Consider the following 16935-nt stretch of genomic DNA (forward strand, 5'->3'; position numbering starts at 1 on the left):
TTATTAGGCTACGTCGGCCAGGCCCCGATTCCAAGCCATCACCGATGAATGCGTGCCACGACACGCAGGGATGGTGCATGCCGCTCGATTTTGACGAGCTATGCCGCATCCCCAGAACAAATACAAGGAGACAAAAATGAAACTCTGGAACAGACGCGCTTTTTCCCTGACCGCCCTGACCATGGCTTTAGGCTGTGGCAGCCTGGCCGCGGCCCCTGCCTTCCCTGAAGCTCAGCGCCCTATACGGGTAGTTGTGCCTTTCTCTCCAGGCGGCGGCGTTGACGGCCAGGCCCGAGTGGTGGCCCAGAAGTTGGGAGAGATCCTCGGTACCACCGTGGTTGTCGACAACCGCCCTGGTGCCGGAACGCTGGTAGCCGCACAGGAGGTGATCAAGGCCGCTCCCAACGGCTACACCCTGTTCTACGCAGCCTCATCCACGTTCGCGCAGAACCCGCACACCATGAAGGCTGCCACCTACGATCCGCAGAAGGACTTCACGCCGCTGTCGCTGGGTGGAGCGGGGCCGCTAGTGCTGGTGGTCAACGCGACTTTGCCCGTGCACAGCGTCAAGGAGCTGGTGCGCTACGCCAAGAGCCAGCCGGGCGGAATCAGCTATGCGTCATTCGGAACGGGCACTTCTGCCCATGTGTTTGGTCAGGTGTTCGCCCAGCAGCAGGGCCTGGACCTTGTGCACATTCCTTACCGCGGCGGTGCGGACATGGCGGCAGATCTCATGACCGGCCGTGTGCAGATGGCCTTCGATGCGGCTCCAGCGGCATTGCAGAACGCGGCCACCGGCAAGGTGCGCATCATTGGTGTGGCGGCGCCGCAGCGCACGGCGCTGCTCCCTGGCGTGCCAACCCTGGCCGAACAAGGCCTCAAGAACATGGATCTGACCAGCTGGCTCGGTTGGTTCGGCCCAGCCAAGCTGCCTCCTGAAATTGTCAAGGCTTTGAACTCCGCACTCGTCAAGGCCATTGCCGACGGCAAGGTGCAGGAGTTCTACCGTAACGGAGCCTACACCGCAGAAAGCTCTACACCTGAGCATCTTGCTTCCATGGTACGCGACAGCTATGAGCGCTGGGGCAGTCTCGTCAAGCAAGCCGGTATTCCCAAGCAGTAGGTTTCCCCCCTGAGCCCCAAGCTCTGCTCAGGGCGCAATCTCTCTATTTCAAGCCATGCACTACTCAGGCCCGCCTCAGGCAGCGGGTCGGGCTGCCGCATGGCCTGGTGTGCCGTGAGGGTAGGGGCATTGCAAGCGTATCAGGACCGTTGCCGGGCCCTTGCCGGCTTTCAGCGGGACTGCAACAGCCACACCCGTGGCACATCCAGCCATCACGGCGGATTTTTGGAACCTGGAGGAGACATATGAAGAACGGATCATGGAAATGGGCGTGTGCGCTGGCCTGCGCCGGTGCACTGCCGCAATTGGCTGAGGCGCAAAGCAGCAGCGTCACACTGTATGGCATCATGGATGTCGGGCTGCAGCGCACCAGTGCAGGCGGCGTAGGCAGCGTGACTGGTGTCTCCAACGGCGGCTACGCCACGAGCCGCCTGGGCTTTCGAGGGCGCGAGGACCTGGGCAGCGGCTGGAGTGCGGGCTTTGTGCTCGAAGGCAGCCTCAACCCTGATACCGGCACGGGCCGCGCCAGCAATACCAACAACCAAGCCAGCGGCGCTCAGTCGACCACCAGCCTGACCTTCGACCGCCAGTCCTATGTGAGCCTTGCCGGTCCCATGGGCGAAGTGAGACTCGGGCATGACTTCGCGCCTACGCACTGGAACAATATCTATTTCGACCCCTTCAACCAGAATGGGGTGGCCAGAGCCGGCAATCTGACTTTCGCGGCGGTGGGCAGCGGATCGCTCTACACCACCACCGTGGTGAGCAATGCCGTCAGCTACTGGCTACCCAAGGACCTGGGCGGTTGGTACGGCATGGCCATGGTGGGTTTTGGTGAGAACGGCTCCGGCTCGCCACAGGAAAACGACGGCAACTTTGCTGGCGGCCGCCTGGGATATGCCCAGGGCGCGCTAGATGTAGCCGCAGGCATCAGCCGCACCCGCTACGCGCGTACTGCAACTATCGGTGACTACACCCATGCCAATATTGGTGCCAGCTACAACCTCGGCGTTGCCAAGTTGTTCGCCCTATACAACCAAGTGGACGTGGATTTGTCAGGCGGCAAGGTTCGAAAGCGCAGCTATGAGTTGGGCGCGCACATCCCCGTTTCCACGCAGGGCAAGGTGCGCCTGAGCTATGCCATGCTGAATGACGGCAGCTCTGGGGGCTTGCTCAATACGGATGGTTCGGCCCGCAGCGCCAACGATGCTCGTCAAGTTGGTATCGGTTACGTGCACGATCTGTCCAAGCGCACGGCGCTGTATGGCACCTATGCTCATATCCGCAACCGCGGGCAGGCAAGCTATGCCGTCAGCGGCGGTCGTTCGCCGTTGGCCGGCCGCAACTCCTCAGGCCTTGAAATAGGCCTGCGCCACATGTTCTAACCACAAACTCCATCCGTAAGGGCGTCGCATAAATGCGACGCCCAAGCGGAGGCGGCGGTGCCGGCTTCCGCTAATGGATTTATACAGGGTCAACATCATGACAATGCCACGTCGTCACTTGCTAGCGGCCATGGGCAGCGCGCTTGCTGCGTTTGCCGCGCCTTCCGCAGTACAAGCCGCTACCGCGTTTCCCAGCAAACCTATCACACTCATCGTACCGAATGCACCGGGTGGTGCCGTGGATCTGCTGGCGCGCTTGCTGGAGAAGCCCCTCCAACAAGCGTTGGGGCAGCCCATTCTGGTGGTTTACAAGCCCGGAGCCGGAACAGTGATGGGCACGGACTTCGTAGCCAAGTCGGCGCCCGATGGACATACGCTGGGAATGGTGGTCACTTCGCATGTTATCAATCCCGGACTGCGTCCACAGATGCCGTTCGATACCACGCGGGACCTCACTGGCGTGAGCCTGCTGGCGACTTCTCCAATTGCGATTTCGGCCAGAGCCGACCTGCCGGTCGCAAATCTCAAGCAGCTGATCGACTATGCGCGCCAGCAACCGGGCAAACTCAGCTACGCTTCGCCGGGCGCTGGCAGCTCCATGCACCTGGCGGCCGAGTTGCTCAAGCTAACGGCAGGGATCGACATGCTGCACACGCCCTACAAGGGGAATGGCGGGGCCTACCAGGACGTGTTCGGAGGACGCGTGGACCTGATCTTCGACCCCTTGTTCTCGTCACTGCCCCACATCCGGTCGGGACGCATGAAGGCCATCGCAGTTATCGGTCCTCGGCGCTCACCGATCGCCCCCGATCTGGCCGCAGCCAACGAAACCCTGGCCGACTTTTCGGTGGAAAGCCTGTTTGGCCTGGTTGCTCCTGCCGCCACGCCGGCACCTGTGGTGGACAGGATCAGTTCCGAGATTGCCCGCATTCTTGCCACACCCGAGATGAAGCGGCGCATGGCCGAGGCCGGTCTGACTCCGGTGGGCTCAACGTCCAGGGAGTTCAATGACCTGATCCGAAAGGAAATGCTCCGCTGGTCACAGGTGATCAAGCAGGCCGGTGTCAAGCTGGACTGAGCGCGTGAAGGGCGGTTCGCGAGACGGCAATATGGCCGTCCGCGGGCCTGCCCAGTACCTCATTCGAACTTTATATTGAATTCGCGCACCATTTTGTCGAAGGTGTCGTACTGGCTGCGAAAGAAGGTCATGAAGCGTTCGGGCGCCATGCCGTAACCATCAAAGCCTTGCTGGGCAAGCTGTTGCTTGATGGCGGGCTGCTGCAGCACTTTCTGCAAAGCCTGTGACAGGCTGTCGGTGACGGCAGTCGGCATGCGGGCCGGTCCGAAGAAGCCCGCCCAGGGAAGAATGGTCAGCGCTCCGAGCCCGGCCTCGCGCGCAGTGGGAACCTCGGGCAGCAGCACGCTGCGCTCGTTCTGCAGGGTCAGCAGCGCGCGGGCGCGTCCATCCTTGACAAAGCCTGGAGCCGTGGTGCCGGTGGTGAACAGCATCTGTATCTGTCCTCCCACCAGATCGGTCATGGCGGGAACATCGCCCTTGTAGCGCACATTGGTCACTTGGCGCTCTTTGCCCAGCAGCTGGAGCATGGCCAACTCCGATGCGCTGTTGCTTGAGGCAGAGTTGTACTGGCCCGGCTTGCGGCTTATCTCATCGAGGAATTCCTTGATATTGCGGGCCGCAAAGCTGGAAGGGACCAACAGGAACATGGAGAACTGCCCGGCCGTGCTGATCGGCGTGAATTGCTTGAATGGATCATATGGCGCAGAAGGCCTGAGCAAGGGTACGGACACCATGGCGGTATTGGTGCCCAGCATCAACGTGTGTCCATCGGCTGGAGCGGCCAGGAGTGCCTGCGCGGCGAGTATGCCTTCGGCACCGGGCTTGTTGTCTACGATCACCTGTTGGCGTAACTCGGAGGACAGTCCCTGGGCGATGATGCGCGCCAAGGCGTCTGCCGCGCCACCGGGCGCAAAGCCAACGATCATGCGCAGCGGCCGTGATGGAAACGCTGCGGAGGGCTGGCTCCACGCCGAACCGCAGACCGCGGCTGCCGTGCCACCCAGCCATTGCAGCAGTGTTCTGCGCGGCAGATATGCGCCCGATTCGCGGACGGGATTCAGTTCTGGTCTTGTCTCCATAGCCTTCCTTTTTTTGTGAGCGGATTCGAGAGAGTGACAGGTGGCAGGCGGCGCTTTCCAAGGTCGCGCCTGCGGCCCTGTGAGGCCGGGTTGGAGTCGGAGTTCGCGGCCCCGGCACTGACTAACTATTTGTCCTGGGCGGCGAGCACTGCGCCCTGAGTGACCGGCGCCACATTGCTGCGGTAGAGTCTGAGCCAGCCGCTGTCGAACAAGGGCGCAGCCGGCTGCCAGCGTGCACGGCGGGCGGCCATCTCGGCGTCGTCCACATGCAGGTCGCAGCGCAGGCTGTCCAGGTCCACGGTGATGGTGTCGCCGTCCTCCACTAGAGCGAGGGGACCTCCGGTTGCAGCTTCGGGGGAAACCTCGGCCACGACCAGCCCCTTGCACACCAGGCCGGACAGATGGCCGTCGGTCAGCAGCGCGACATGCTCGCCCAGTCCCGCTCCATCGATGCCGAAGACCACGCGCGAAGCACCGCCGCCCATACCCGGCCCGCCCTTGACGCCTGCGCCACGCATCACCACCACATGGCCGGCGCGTATGCTGCCGTTCTTCAGGGCCGCCACAGCGGCGTCCGACGTTTCGAAGCAGATGGCCGGGCCGGTGAAGCGACGCGACTTGCGTTCGTGAATTCCGGTTTTGACGATGCCTGTGTCCGGGCAGAGATTGCCGCGCAGCATGGTGATGGCGGGTAGGGTGGCGACAGGGCGGGCCAGAGGGCGTATGACTTCCTCGTCGGCGACTACAACCTCTTGCAAATTGTGCTCAAGCGTGTGGCCGGTTACGGTCAGAGCATCGAGTCGCAGCAGAGGCCGCAACTGCGCCAACAGGCCACGTGTCGCACCCGCGGCCTCGAATTCCTCAATCAGGCGCTCGCCCACGGGACGAAGAGCTGCCAGCACTGGTACCTGATGCTGGAAACGCTCGAACAAGGCATAGATGTCGACATGGCTCTGCGCTTCGCGAGCCACTGCCTGCAGATGCTTGATGCAATTGACCGAGCCCCCCACGGCCAGCACGGCCTTGGCGGCATTCTCGAAAGCCTGCTCGGTGAGGATCTCGCGCGGGCGCAGATCATCCCAGACCATTTGCACGATGCGCGTACCTGCGGCGCGGACATCGTCCATCATCTTGGCGCTCAGCGCTGCCACTGGAGCGCTGCCGGGCAGGGCCATGCCTAGCGCTTCGCAGACGATGTGCATGGAGTTGGCGGTACCCAGGCCGGAGCAGACGCCCGGCGAGCGTATGGCCTCGCGACTCATGCATACCAACTCCTGTACTGGCATGTTTCCTGTGACTGCATGCATCGCGCCGATGAATACATCCTCAATGTCGGTATGCCTGCCTTGGTACTCGCCGCTGGCCTGGTAGCCGCAGGGAACCATAAGCGTCGGAATATTGAGCCGCGCGGCCGCCATGAGCTGGCCAGGTACCGTCTTGTCACAGGAGGTCAGGCACACCATACCGTCGAGTTGTGCACCTTCAATGGCCACCTCAATGTCATTGGTAACCAGGTCTCGTGCGGCCAGCATGTAGGCGCCCCGAGCGCCCGCGCCGGTGATGAAGTCGCTGGGTGCTGCCGTGCGTATCTCGAAGGGCACGGCGCCCGCGTCGCGTATGGCCTGCTTGATGACCGCAGCGACTTGGTCCAGATGGCTGAAGCAGGCAGCGAGCTCCGAGCTGCTGTTGACTATGGCGATCTTCGGCTTCTCGCAATCCTCCTCGGGTATCCCTAGAGCACGCCAGTGCGCGTTGCGCACCGACCAAAGATAGGAGCCGCGAGGGAAGTTGCTACGTAGCTGGGTGACTTTGGGACGATTCATGGAGTCTTTCTGAAATGGGAGTCGGCGCTGTGAGCTGCAGCAAGGCTAGACACAGTTGCATTTGAGCTGCCAATAAAAATTATGAAATTAAATTTCAAAAAAACTCACGGTAGTAGCACCTAGAAGGATGGACGGAGAATCACTTCAAGTTCCACACAAGCTAGGAACGGAGAACAACAAAGGCAACAAGTTTTTCGTTCGAAATGCGGGAGATACTTTGACCGGCGACTTCAATCGCTTCTGCTTAGCCCTATGAGCGTTAAAGCCCGGGTGGGAATGGTGCATGCCTCGGCTGAACCATGCACCAGCGCTGATTGCGGCAGACCAAGTGCTGGTCGCGACCAGTCGCATGGCTCGTGGCTACGGTGGCCCCGCGTGTCGCGCTGTGTGCCTCTAGGGGGCTGCTGCTGGCCTTGGTGTTGGCAAGGTGTATCCCGTTGCTCTGTGCCAGGAAAGCCTCCGCTGCGGTGCTGCCAGTATGGGGAAGGGGTTGGCACTACGCATGGCGGCGAACTCTTCCAGCCACTGCGCCTTGGCGCGTAGGCCGTTTAGAACGGCCGTAGCGCGGTCGCCGGTGCGTAGGGAGAGGTTAACCCGCGTTTTGCCGTAAGCAGCCTGGAGGTCTTCAGGGATGAGGACACGGAGATAGAACCGGGTGCCTCTGAGGTTCAGTCCTTCGACTGTTGCCATGTCATCGTTTCAACAAAAAGGTTGATGAACGATGTGACGTTTGATGTATCACTTGGGTGTATCACCCAAGCGAAAAAAGAGGTGGCGGAAAGCAGCTGGAGTCGAACCAACCCGGGAGCGGCTGACGCCCCCCACCGGGTTTGAAGCCCGGCCGCGCCACCGGGCACGATTGCCTTCCTTTGAGTCAAGAGTGGCAGCAGCCACTCTTGTAGAAGATAAGACGGTGATTGTAGCCAGCAATCCGGCAGCTGATGACAAACAGCACGTCAAGGCCGCATATCCCGGTCTATTCTGATTTGATAGCTTGTTGCGTAAGCGGGATAAGGAATCTGGACTGATTTCCGCTGATTTTCATTGCAGGCTCAGCGTGGCGTGCTATTCCAATGAACATCAGGGCGCAGCAGATGGGCGTCGCGCACGCGGCGCGTGTAGCCGGTTCGGTCGAAGAATTCGAGAATCTGGATGGCGCGCTTGCGGCCCAGACCCGTGGCGTCGCGGAATGCGCTGGCTTCCACTTCACCCCTGGCGTGCTGGCTGGCGATGTCGGCCACCAGGGCGGCGAGTTCATCCATGCGCGACGGTGCATAGAACAAGTCCTTGACGACCTGGAACAGCTGGCCCTGGCGCGAAAGCTTTTTGAGCAACTGGCGCACCAGCTCTTCGCCTGCAGCATTGTCGCGCGCCAGATCGCGCACCCAGGGCGGGTCATAGCGGCCTGCAGCAATGGCGGGCAGCAGTTTTTCGGCCAGCGTCTGCTCGGCGCTGCTCAGCTGCACGCTGTGTTGCGGCAAATGCAGCCAGGCGCCGGTGCTGGCTAGCAACTGGCTGTTGAGCAGGGCATCGACCAGGCCCTGATAGAGCGCGTCGTAGCTGCCTTGCTGCAGGCCGGGCAAGGTCATGCGCCTCAGTCTGGCCGCGTTGACGCCGGGCTCGTCGGGCGATTTTTCATGAAAGCGCGCCAGGCTGTCGATGACCTGGGTCTGCAACTGCTGCCAGCGCTGCAGACCAAGCACCAGGGCATCGCCGCCAGCGATGGGCAACTGGATGGTGTCGGCAAGGCTGGCCTCGGGGAAGGCATGGCCGCTCAGACGCACCAGCTGCGAATGTGCAATGCCGTGCGGGGCCTGTACGATCAGCGGTCTGAAGTCGTTGCGGGCGATTAGCTGCTCCATGGCGTCGAGGTAGGCCATGCGCTCTGCGCTGCGGCGCTTGCGGCTCGGGGCATAGGGGTCGAGCACCATGCCGCCGGCGATGGTGCGGCTGGCCTGGGCGTTGCGCAGAATCAGGCGGTCGCCGGGCAGGGCGAAGACCGGCGCATCGAGCACCAGCTGCACGCGGGCTTCGGTACCGGGCTCTATGGCCTTGTCCTGCAGCAGTGCCACATGGCCCGTGGTGCGCTTGGTGCCCAGGTGCACATGGACTGGCGTCCACTGAGCCAGCAAGGGCGCTTCGCTGAGCAGATGCAGATGAATGTCGAGGCGGTCCGTGGCCTGCAGCAGACGTTGGTCCATGATCCAGTCGCCGCGTTCGATCTCGTCCTTGCCTATGCCCGCCAGATTGAGTGCGCAGCGCTGGCCGGCGACGCCGCTGTCGCTGCTCTGGTTCTGTGCATGAATGCTGCGCACACGCACGGCCTGACCACTGGCCGAGTGCGCCAGCGTGTCGCCCACCCGCACCTGGCCATTGAAGACCGTGCCCGTGACCACCGTGCCCTGGCCCGGCAGCGTGAAGACGCGGTCCACGGCGAGCCGGAACAATCCGTCTCGGGGCCGCGCCTGCATCATCTGGGCCTGCACCTGCAGATGTTCGCGCAGGGCTTGTACGCCGGCATTGCCGGGTTCTGCTGCATTGGTCTCGAAGATGGGACTGTCCGCCAGTGCAGTGACGCCGAGAATGGCGTTGATTTCGCGATGCACGTCGGCAATGCGCTGCGGCAGCACGCGATCGATCTTGGTCAGCGCCACGCTGCCACGCCTGACACCCAGCAGCTGCAGAATTTCCAGGTGCTCCAGGGTCTGGGGCATGACGCCGTCGTCGGCAGCCACGACCAGCAGGGCATGGTCAATGCCCACGGCTCCGGCGGCCATGGTGTGGACGAATTTCTCGTGGCCCGGCACGTCGATGATGCCCAGCACATCGCCGTTGGGCAACGGGCTGTAGGCATAGCCGAGTTCTATGGAGATGCCGCGGGCTTTCTCTTCCTTGAGACGGTCGGTTTCCACGCCCGTGAGCGCACGCACCAGCGTGGTTTTGCCGTGGTCGATATGGCCTGCGGTTCCGATGATCATGGTGTGCTTGTAGTTTTGTTGGCTGCTGGCGCTTGTGTATCAAGCGATGCAAGGTGTTTTTGTATAAATTCCGGGGGCCGGGGCCATGGGACTGCCTCAGGCCAGCTGCGGCAGTTGCGCGGCAAACAGGGCCTGCGCCGGGTGTTCGAGGCAGCGCAGATCCAGCCACAGCGCATCGTCATGCAGCCGCCCGATCACGGGCCGGGGCAGGGCGCGAAAGCGCGCTTCGAGCCGGGTCAGCTGGCGACCCGCATGCTTGCCGCTGGCCGGATAAATCCTGAGGCCGAAGCTGGGCAGATTTTCCACGGGCAGGGCGCCGCTGCCGATCTGGCTGTTCATGGCCGCCATCTCCACCACATAGTCCTGGCCCAGTGCCTGCTGCAGCAGAGGCTGCAGCTGCTCGGCCTGGATCTGCATGTCGGCGGCCTGGCGCGTGAACAGGCGCAGCGTGGTCAACTCCTGGGCGAGCTTTTCAGGGTTCAGATACAGGCGCAGCGTGGGCTCCAGTGCCGCCAGCGTGATCTTGCCCACGCGCAGCGCGCGCTTGAGCGGGTTCTTCTTGATCTGGGTGATCAGCTCCTTTTTGCCGACGATGATGCCGGCCTGCGGGCCGCCCAGGAGCTTGTCGCCACTGAAGGTGACGATGTCGGCACCGGACTCGACCGTCTCGCGCACCGTGACTTCATAGGGCAGGCCCCAGTCGCGCATGTCGATCAGCGTGCCGCTGCCCAGGTCGACAATCATCGGCAGATTGCTGTCGTGCGCAATGCGGGCAACATCGGCATCGCTCACCGCCTTGGTAAAGCCGGTGATGGCGTAGTTGCTGCAGTGAACCTTCATGAGCGCGGCCGTGTTCTCGCCTATGGCCTCTGCATAGTCTTTCTCATGCGTGCGGTTGGTGGTGCCGACCTCGACGAGCCGGGCGCCGGCGCGGGTCATGACATCGGGAATGCGGAAGGCGCCGCCGATTTCCACCAGCTCGCCGCGCGAGACCAGAACTTCCTTGCCCGTGGCCATGGTGGACAGCACCAGCAGTACGGCTGCGGCGTTGTTGTTGACAACGGTGGCGGCCTCGGCACCGGTCAGCTCGCAGATCAGCGACTCGACCAGGTCGTCGCGATCGCCGCGGCCGCCGTCTTCAAGGTCATATTCCAGGTTGGCCGGGGAGTTCATGGCCTGTACCACGGCATCGATCGCGGCCTGCGGCAGCAATGCGCGGCCCAGGTTGGTGTGCAGCACCGTGCCGGTGAGATTGAAGACGGCTTGCAGGCGTGGCGCAAACCGGGTCTGAAGCTGGCGTTGTGCGGCCTGTACGATGCTGCCGATGTCGGCCTGCACGCTCTGGCCGGGCTGATCGGCAAAACCCAGTAGCTGCTGGCGCAGCCCCGTCAGCACATCGCGGACTGCCTTGGTGCAGGCATCGAGGCCATAGGACTCGCGCAGCACCTGCATCTCGTTCGCGAGCAAGACCTTGTCCACGGCGGGAAGCTGGGATGGGTGCGAAATTTCAGGGGCGGTCGCTGCGGTGTTGCTCATGGCCAAGGTGTGTCGGGTCGTCAAAAAAATGAAAAAGGCGGCAGGGTTTCCTGCCGCCTTCATTATGGTGGCGGTTGGAGCCGGCAGGTTTACGCAGCAGGGTCCACTAGTTCGTGATCGGCTTCGCCTTGCTGCTCTTCGGCCACGGCCACAAACAGCAAAGGATTGGCGCTGGCGCGCTGGAACTGGGTCTCGCTCATCAGCAGATCCAGCATCAGGCTGGCCAGATCGTCGACGAGAGGTTCGACCATGGGGTTCTTTTCCTGACTCACGATCTTGCGATAGCTGCCGCATTCGTCGCAGGTCTCGGCCAGAACTTCTTCGCCCGAACCGTCAATGCCCTGGTAGTGGATGCCCTTGGTCGATTCGCAGTGCGTGCACTTGACGCGAACCATATGCCATTCGCAGGCGCAGGTGCCGCAATGAGCGTAACGGTGACCGGCCACTTTGCCGCCAATGCGGATGACGCTGGCCACAGGCTCGCTGGCGCAAACGGGGCAGATGCTGGCGGGGTCAGTGTAGGGAACGTCGCGGGCACTGAGACTGGCCGAACGCTTGGCAAAGGTCACTTGCAGCGCAGCCATGATGAAGGGTGCCATGCCCACGTGGCGGGCGGCGACTTCCTTTTGCAGCAGCTTTTTGGCAATGTCTGCACGGGTCTCGGGAGTCAGTGCACGCAGCTCCTTGAGCAGGGGCTGCAGCGGTGCAGGCAGGCCTTCGCTGCCCTGCAGCGTGTCGAGCATATTGTCCAGTACGGCCTGCCAGGCGGGATCGATGGTGTCCACTGCGGGCAGCAGGGGCATGGAGTGCTCCTGAGCACGCGCCATGAGTTCGGCATCGGGTGCAGATATCTCGATAGTGGCGGCAGCCTTGTGCTGCGCATCCATGATCTGGGCCACAAACAGCAGATAGTCTGCAATGGGATTGCCGTTGGCCAGCTGGCGCAGGCGTGCAGCGCGTTCGGCGAACAGACTGCTTACCTGGGGCAGCAAGATGCGGGGAAAGCTGGTGTGATCCAGTGCTTCGATTTCACCGGGTTGAAGAATGCGTTGCATTGACAGGGTTTCCAAATGAATCAGCCGCCGAGCGCCGATAAACGCTTGGCGGCTGGGTTGTTAGGGGAGAGGACTAAAAACCTTAGTCGTTGTCACCCGTCATCTTGCGGTACCAGCCGCGGTGGTGTTGCTTGGCCCAGGCTCGCGTTACTGTGCCATAAAGCATGGCGCGAATGGTGCCGCGAGTCCAGATGGCTGCATACACGTGCATGATGATCAGACCGATCATCCACACGGCAGCGATGGCGTGAACCACCGAAGCCGCTCGCACCACGTTGACCGGCAATGTCCACCAAGCGCGCCACATCAGAAAGCCGGTGATCACGATCAGCAGCATGCCGATTACCAGGCCCCAGAACAACAGCTTCTGACCGCCGTTGTACTTGCCCTGTTCGGGCATGTCGTGGTCGTCGCCATCGATCATCTTGTTGACGTTCTTGAGCCATTCGATGTCGCGCGGCTCAACGATGTTGAGCTTGGCAAAACGGCAGGCCATGATGACGAAGAATGCGCCCATGACAACCCCGATGTAGGGGTGCAGGATGCGGGTCCAGGGACCGCCACCGAACAGATTGGTCAACCAGAAGAAGGCCGGGTGAAAGAACGCCAGACCGGACAGGGCCAGCAAGATGAAGCAAATGCCTACCACCCAGTGGTTGGCGCGCTCCGATGCGTTGTAGCGCACGAGGTCGCGAGGATTGCGTTTCATTTGCCGTTCTCCTTGTTCAGCGCTTCGGCGTCCTTGCGTTCCATTTCATCCTCAAGGTCCTTGGACACGTCGTTGGGTCCCTTGGTGATGTAGTGGAACAGGCTGCCGATTGCGGCTGCGCCCAGTGCGGCCATGGCCAGAGGCTTGGCTACACCCTTCCACAGCGACACCATGGGGCTGATGGACGGATCGTCCGGCAGGCCCTTGTACAGCGAAGGTTTGTCCGCGTGATGCAGAACGTACATCACGTGCGTGCCGCCCACGCCTTGCGGGTCGTAGAGGCCTGCCTTTTCGTAGCCGCGTTCCTTGAGGTCCACGACACGGCGGGACGCTTGTTCCTGCATGGCTTCCTTGGTGCCAAACTGGATGGCGCCCGTGGGGCAGGTCTTGACGCAGGCGGGCTCCTGACCAACAGCCACGCGATCCGAACACAAGGTGCACTTGTACGCCTTGTTGTCCTTCTTGGAGATGCGCGGAATGTTGAACGGGCAGCCCGTGACGCAGTAGCCGCAGCCCACGCACTGGTCTTGCTGGAAGTCCACGATGCCGTTGGCATATTGGACGATGGCGCCAGGCGAGGGGCAGGCCTTCAGGCAGCCCGGGTCTTCGCAGTGCATGCAGCCGTCCTTGCGGATCAGCCACTCCAGATTGCCTGTGGCTTCGTTTTCGTACTCGGCAAAGCGCATCACGGTCCAAGACTCCGACGTCAGATCCGTCGGGTTGTCGTAGACGCCTGCGGCAACCGTGCCGATTTCGTCGCGAAGGTCGTTCCACTCCATGCAGGCGGTCTGGCAAGCCTTGCAGCCAATGCATTTGGAGACGTCGATCAGCTTGGCGACTTCCCCCGCGTGCGCACCGCGTGCGCTCGGTGAGGGGGTTGTCGTGGCCGAACGGCGTTTGATATCGAGAGACATGGTTGAGGACATCAGCGTGGCTCCTTAGATCTTTTCCACCTTCACGAGGAAGGTCTTGGATTCAGGGGTCAAGCTGTTACCGTCACCCACGGAGGCTGTCAGGTTGTTCGCCAGATAGCCCTTGCGTCCCGTCGTGGAGAAGCCCCAGTGAATCGGCACACCCACGTGATGGATGGTCTTGCCATCGATCTTCATGGGCTTGATGCGCTTGGTCACCACGGCAACCGCCTTCACGAAACCGCGCTTGGACGAAACCTTGACCTTCTGGCCGGTCTCTATGCCCAGTTCCTTGCCCAGTGCCTCGCCGATTTCCACAAACTGTTCGGGCTGAACGATGTTGTTCAGCTGAACATGCTTGGTCCAGTAATGGAAGTGCTCGGTCAGGCGGTAGGTCGTGCCTACATGCGGGTAGTCCTTGGGGTCGCCCTGCGTGTCCTTGGCAGTTGCCAGGATGCGCATCACGGGGCTGATGACGGCCTGCTTGTTGTTGGGGTACATGGGGTTGTAGCCCAGCGGGTTGTCAAACGCCTCGTAGTGCGTGGGGAACGGACCTTCTGCCATGCCCTTGCGAGCAAACAGACGGGCCACCCCTTCGGGGTTCATGATGAAGGGATTGATCACCTCGGGATCCAGGCCCACGGCCACGTCCGGCACGTCCGCTCCACCCCACTGCTTGCCGTTCCATTTGATCAGCACGCGCTCTGGGTTGAAGGGCTTGCCCTGGCGGTCGCAAGACGCGCGGTTGTAAAGCACGCGGCGATTCGCAGGCCAGGCCCAGGCCCAGTTCAGCGTGTTGCCGATGCCTGTTGGATCGCTGTTGTCACGACGAGCCATCTGGTTGCCGGAAGAGGTCCAACTGCCAGCCCAGATCCAGCAGCCACCCAGGGTGGTGCCGTCATCGCGCATTTCGCCAAAGCCCGCCAACTGCTCGCCGGCCTTGCGGATGAGCTTGGTGGGGTCCTTGGGATCGAACAGATCCACCAACGCACGGCCGTTGTATTCCTTGGCCACTTCCTCGGAAGAGGGGTGATCGGCTTCAGCGTAAGGCCAGTACAGGTTGGTGATGGGCTCGGAGAACTTGCCGCCTTCCTTCTGATAGAGAGCCTTCAGGCGCAGGTGCAGACCAGACATGATGGCAATGTCGGTCTTGGCCTCTCCTGGGGGCTCGGCAGCCTTCCAGTGCCACTGCAGCACGCGCGAGGAGCTGACCACGGCACCGTCTTCTTCGGCGAAGCAAGTGGTAGGCAGGCGGAACACCTCGGTTTGAATCGAAGCCGAGTCCACGTCGTTGAATTCGCCGTGGTTCTTCCAGAATTCCGAAGTTTCCGTAACCAGCGGATCCATGATGACCAGGAACTTCAGCTTCTTGAGACCTTCGCGCACGCTGTTGCTATTGGCCAGAGCCGCCAAGGGGTTGAAGCCTTGAGCGATATAGCCGTTGACCTTGCCCTGCGTCATCATCTCGAAGATCTGCAGCATGTCGTACTGCTTGTCCAACTTGGGCAGATAGTCGAACGCCCAGTTGTTTTCAGCAGTTGCGGCCGCGCCCCACCACGCCTTCATCAGGCTGACATGGAACTTGGGCGTGTTCGACCAGTAATTCATCTGGCCGGGACGCAGCAGCTTGGGCGTGCGAGTGGCGATGTACTGGTTGTAGTCCTGTTCGGCTTCGTTTGGCAGCGTCAGGTACCCGGGAAGCGAAGCAGACAGGATGCCCAGGTCCGTCAGGCCCTGGATGTTGGAGTGGCCGCGCAGCGCGTTCATGCCGCCGCCAGCGATACCGATATTGCCCAGCAGCAGCTGGATCATGGCGCCGGTACGCAGGATCTGCGCACCCGTGGTGTGCTGGGTCCAGCCCAGTGCGTACAGGATGGTGGCAACACGGCCGGCTTCGGCGGTCGAAGCAAGCTTCTCGCACACGTGCAGGAATTTTTCCTTGGGTGTGCCGCAGATGGATTCCACCTTCTCGGGGGTATAGCCGGCGTAGTGCTTCTTGAGCCACTGATAGACGCAGCGAGGGTGTTCCAGAGTGGGATCGACCTTCACGAAGCCGTCTTCACCCAGTTCGTAGTCCCACGACGCCTTGTCATAGGTACGCTTTTCAGGGTTGTAGCCGGAGAAAATACCTTCGTCGAACGCAAAGTCCTCGCGCACGATGAATGAGAAGTCCGTGTAGTTCTTCACATACTCGTGGTGAATCCTGTCGTTTGTCAGCAGGTAATTGATCACGCCACCGAGGAAGACGATGTCCGAGCCGGAGCGGATCGGCGCATAGAAGTCAGCCACGGATGCCGAGCGGTTGAAGCGCGGATCGACCACCATGAAGTGAGCCTTGTTGTGCTCCTTCGCTTCGGTCACCCACTTGAAGCCGCAGGGGTGTGCTTCGGCGGCATTGCCGCCCATGATCAAAATAACGTCCGCGTTCTTGATGTCGACCCAATGGTTCGTCATCGCTCCACGGCCAAACGTCGGGGCAAGACCTGCCACCGTCGGGCCGTGTCAGACACGTGCTTGGTTATCGAGTGCAAGAAGGCCCCAGGATCGGGCCACTTTGTGCGTGATGTAGCCGGCTTCGTTGCTGGAGGCCGAAGCGGCCAGCATGCCGGTGGTCAGCCAGCGGTTGACCTTCTGGCCTTTTTCGTTGGTTTCAACGAAATTGGCGTCGCGGTCTTCCTTGAGCAGCTTGGCGATGCGGTTCAGTGCCTCGTCCCAGGACATGCGCTTCCACTCGGACGAGCCGGGGGCGCGGTATTCGGGGTACTTGAGGCGGCTGGGGCTGTGGACAAAGTCCAGCAGCGATGCACCCTTGGGGCACAGCGTGCCGCGATTGACCGGATGATCCGGGTCGCCTTCCACGTGCATCACGGACAGACGGGAGTTTTTCCCGCCGTCGCCCAGGGAGTACATGAGGATGCCGCAGCCTACGGAGCAGTAGGTGCAGGTTTGACGGGTTACGGTGGTGGCTGACAGTTTGTACTGTCGCACCTCAGCAAGGGCGGCTGTGGGTGAGAAGCCCATCAGCGCCAAGCTTGAACCCGCCAGAGTCGAACCAGTCACTTTCATGAACTGGCGTCTGGAGAATTGGTCCATTGTGGGGTACCTTTTCGTATGAACGCTTATGTGAAAGCAAATTTTACGACCCCCCCCATTTTTGATAGCAGTTACAAACCCTTAATTCTTGAGTAACGTTGAGCGACTTTGAGTTTTATGTTTCGTTTTTGTTTTTCTTAATGATGGCGATAGTTTTCAACCTAC

At 61.5% G+C, this 16935-nt stretch carries 12 protein-coding genes and 1 tRNA gene; 3 read left to right on the forward strand and 10 right to left on the reverse strand.

The annotated features are described in order from the left end of the window. Positions 1 to 136 precede the first annotated feature (136 nt). The 3 genes from MPZ60_RS11420 (at position 137) to MPZ60_RS11430 (ending at position 3586) form a co-directional block, all read left to right on the forward strand. Positions 137 to 1123: a tripartite tricarboxylate transporter substrate binding protein gene (locus tag MPZ60_RS11420; RefSeq protein WP_034352313.1), complete on the forward strand. Its 987-nt coding sequence runs from the start codon at positions 137 to 139 to the stop codon at positions 1121 to 1123. Positions 1124 to 1368: 245 nt separating this feature from the next. Then, a complete protein-coding gene (locus MPZ60_RS11425; protein ID WP_034352317.1) occupies positions 1369 to 2508 on the forward strand; it encodes a porin in 1140 nt (379 codons plus the stop codon). Between the two features lie 97 nt (positions 2509 to 2605). Continuing rightward, positions 2606 to 3586 (forward strand): tripartite tricarboxylate transporter substrate binding protein, encoded by a 981-nt coding sequence (locus MPZ60_RS11430; protein ID WP_224650860.1) that lies wholly within the window; start codon positions 2606 to 2608, stop codon positions 3584 to 3586. A gap of 59 nt (positions 3587 to 3645) precedes the next feature. On the opposite strand, the gene MPZ60_RS11435 is transcribed toward MPZ60_RS11430, so the two are convergent. The 10 genes from MPZ60_RS11435 to fdnG all read right to left on the reverse strand — a co-directional run bounded on the left by MPZ60_RS11435 (position 3646) and on the right by fdnG (position 16770). Beyond that, on the reverse strand, positions 3646 to 4665 hold the full coding sequence (locus MPZ60_RS11435; protein WP_080746076.1) for a tripartite tricarboxylate transporter substrate binding protein: 1020 nt from the start codon (positions 4663 to 4665) through the stop codon (positions 3646 to 3648). A gap of 125 nt (positions 4666 to 4790) precedes the next feature. Then, complete coding sequence (locus tag MPZ60_RS11440) at positions 4791 to 6488, reverse strand: dihydroxy-acid dehydratase (protein ID WP_034352324.1); 1698 nt, start codon at positions 6486 to 6488, stop codon at positions 4791 to 4793. 393 nt (positions 6489 to 6881) lie between these two features. After that, the gene (locus MPZ60_RS25215; protein ID WP_034352326.1) at positions 6882 to 7178 is read right to left on the reverse strand and encodes a DUF6538 domain-containing protein; all 297 of its coding nucleotides are present in this window, start codon (positions 7176 to 7178) and stop codon (positions 6882 to 6884) included. Between the two features lie 82 nt (positions 7179 to 7260). Next, positions 7261 to 7356, reverse strand: a tRNA-Sec gene (locus tag MPZ60_RS11445). 184 nt (positions 7357 to 7540) lie between these two features. Further along, the gene (selB, locus tag MPZ60_RS11450) at positions 7541 to 9466 is read right to left on the reverse strand and encodes a selenocysteine-specific translation elongation factor (RefSeq protein ID WP_034352329.1); all 1926 of its coding nucleotides are present in this window, start codon (positions 9464 to 9466) and stop codon (positions 7541 to 7543) included. Between the two features lie 96 nt (positions 9467 to 9562). After that, positions 9563 to 11002 (reverse strand): L-seryl-tRNA(Sec) selenium transferase, encoded by a 1440-nt coding sequence (gene selA, locus MPZ60_RS11455; protein ID WP_034352565.1) that lies wholly within the window; start codon positions 11000 to 11002, stop codon positions 9563 to 9565. Positions 11003 to 11091: 89 nt separating this feature from the next. Then, positions 11092 to 12057, reverse strand: coding sequence for a formate dehydrogenase accessory protein FdhE (gene fdhE / locus MPZ60_RS11460; RefSeq protein WP_034352331.1), 966 nt, complete (start codon positions 12055 to 12057; stop codon positions 11092 to 11094). Between the two features lie 82 nt (positions 12058 to 12139). Beyond that, entirely contained in the window at positions 12140 to 12766 is a 627-nt protein-coding gene (locus MPZ60_RS11465) for a formate dehydrogenase subunit gamma (protein ID WP_003066500.1), read from the reverse strand. After that, entirely contained in the window at positions 12763 to 13692 is a 930-nt protein-coding gene (gene fdxH, locus MPZ60_RS11470) for a formate dehydrogenase subunit beta (protein ID WP_034352334.1), read from the reverse strand. Before fdxH ends, MPZ60_RS11465 begins: the two co-directional genes overlap by 4 nt. A gap of 12 nt (positions 13693 to 13704) precedes the next feature. Continuing rightward, entirely contained in the window at positions 13705 to 16770 is a 3066-nt protein-coding gene (gene fdnG / locus MPZ60_RS11475; RefSeq protein WP_139032061.1) for a formate dehydrogenase-N subunit alpha, read from the reverse strand. Positions 16771 to 16935 lie beyond the last annotated feature (165 nt).

This window comes from Comamonas sp. 7D-2, from assembly GCF_022749555.1.
GTDB classification, from domain to species: Bacteria; Pseudomonadota; Gammaproteobacteria; order Burkholderiales; family Burkholderiaceae_C; genus Comamonas; species Comamonas thiooxydans.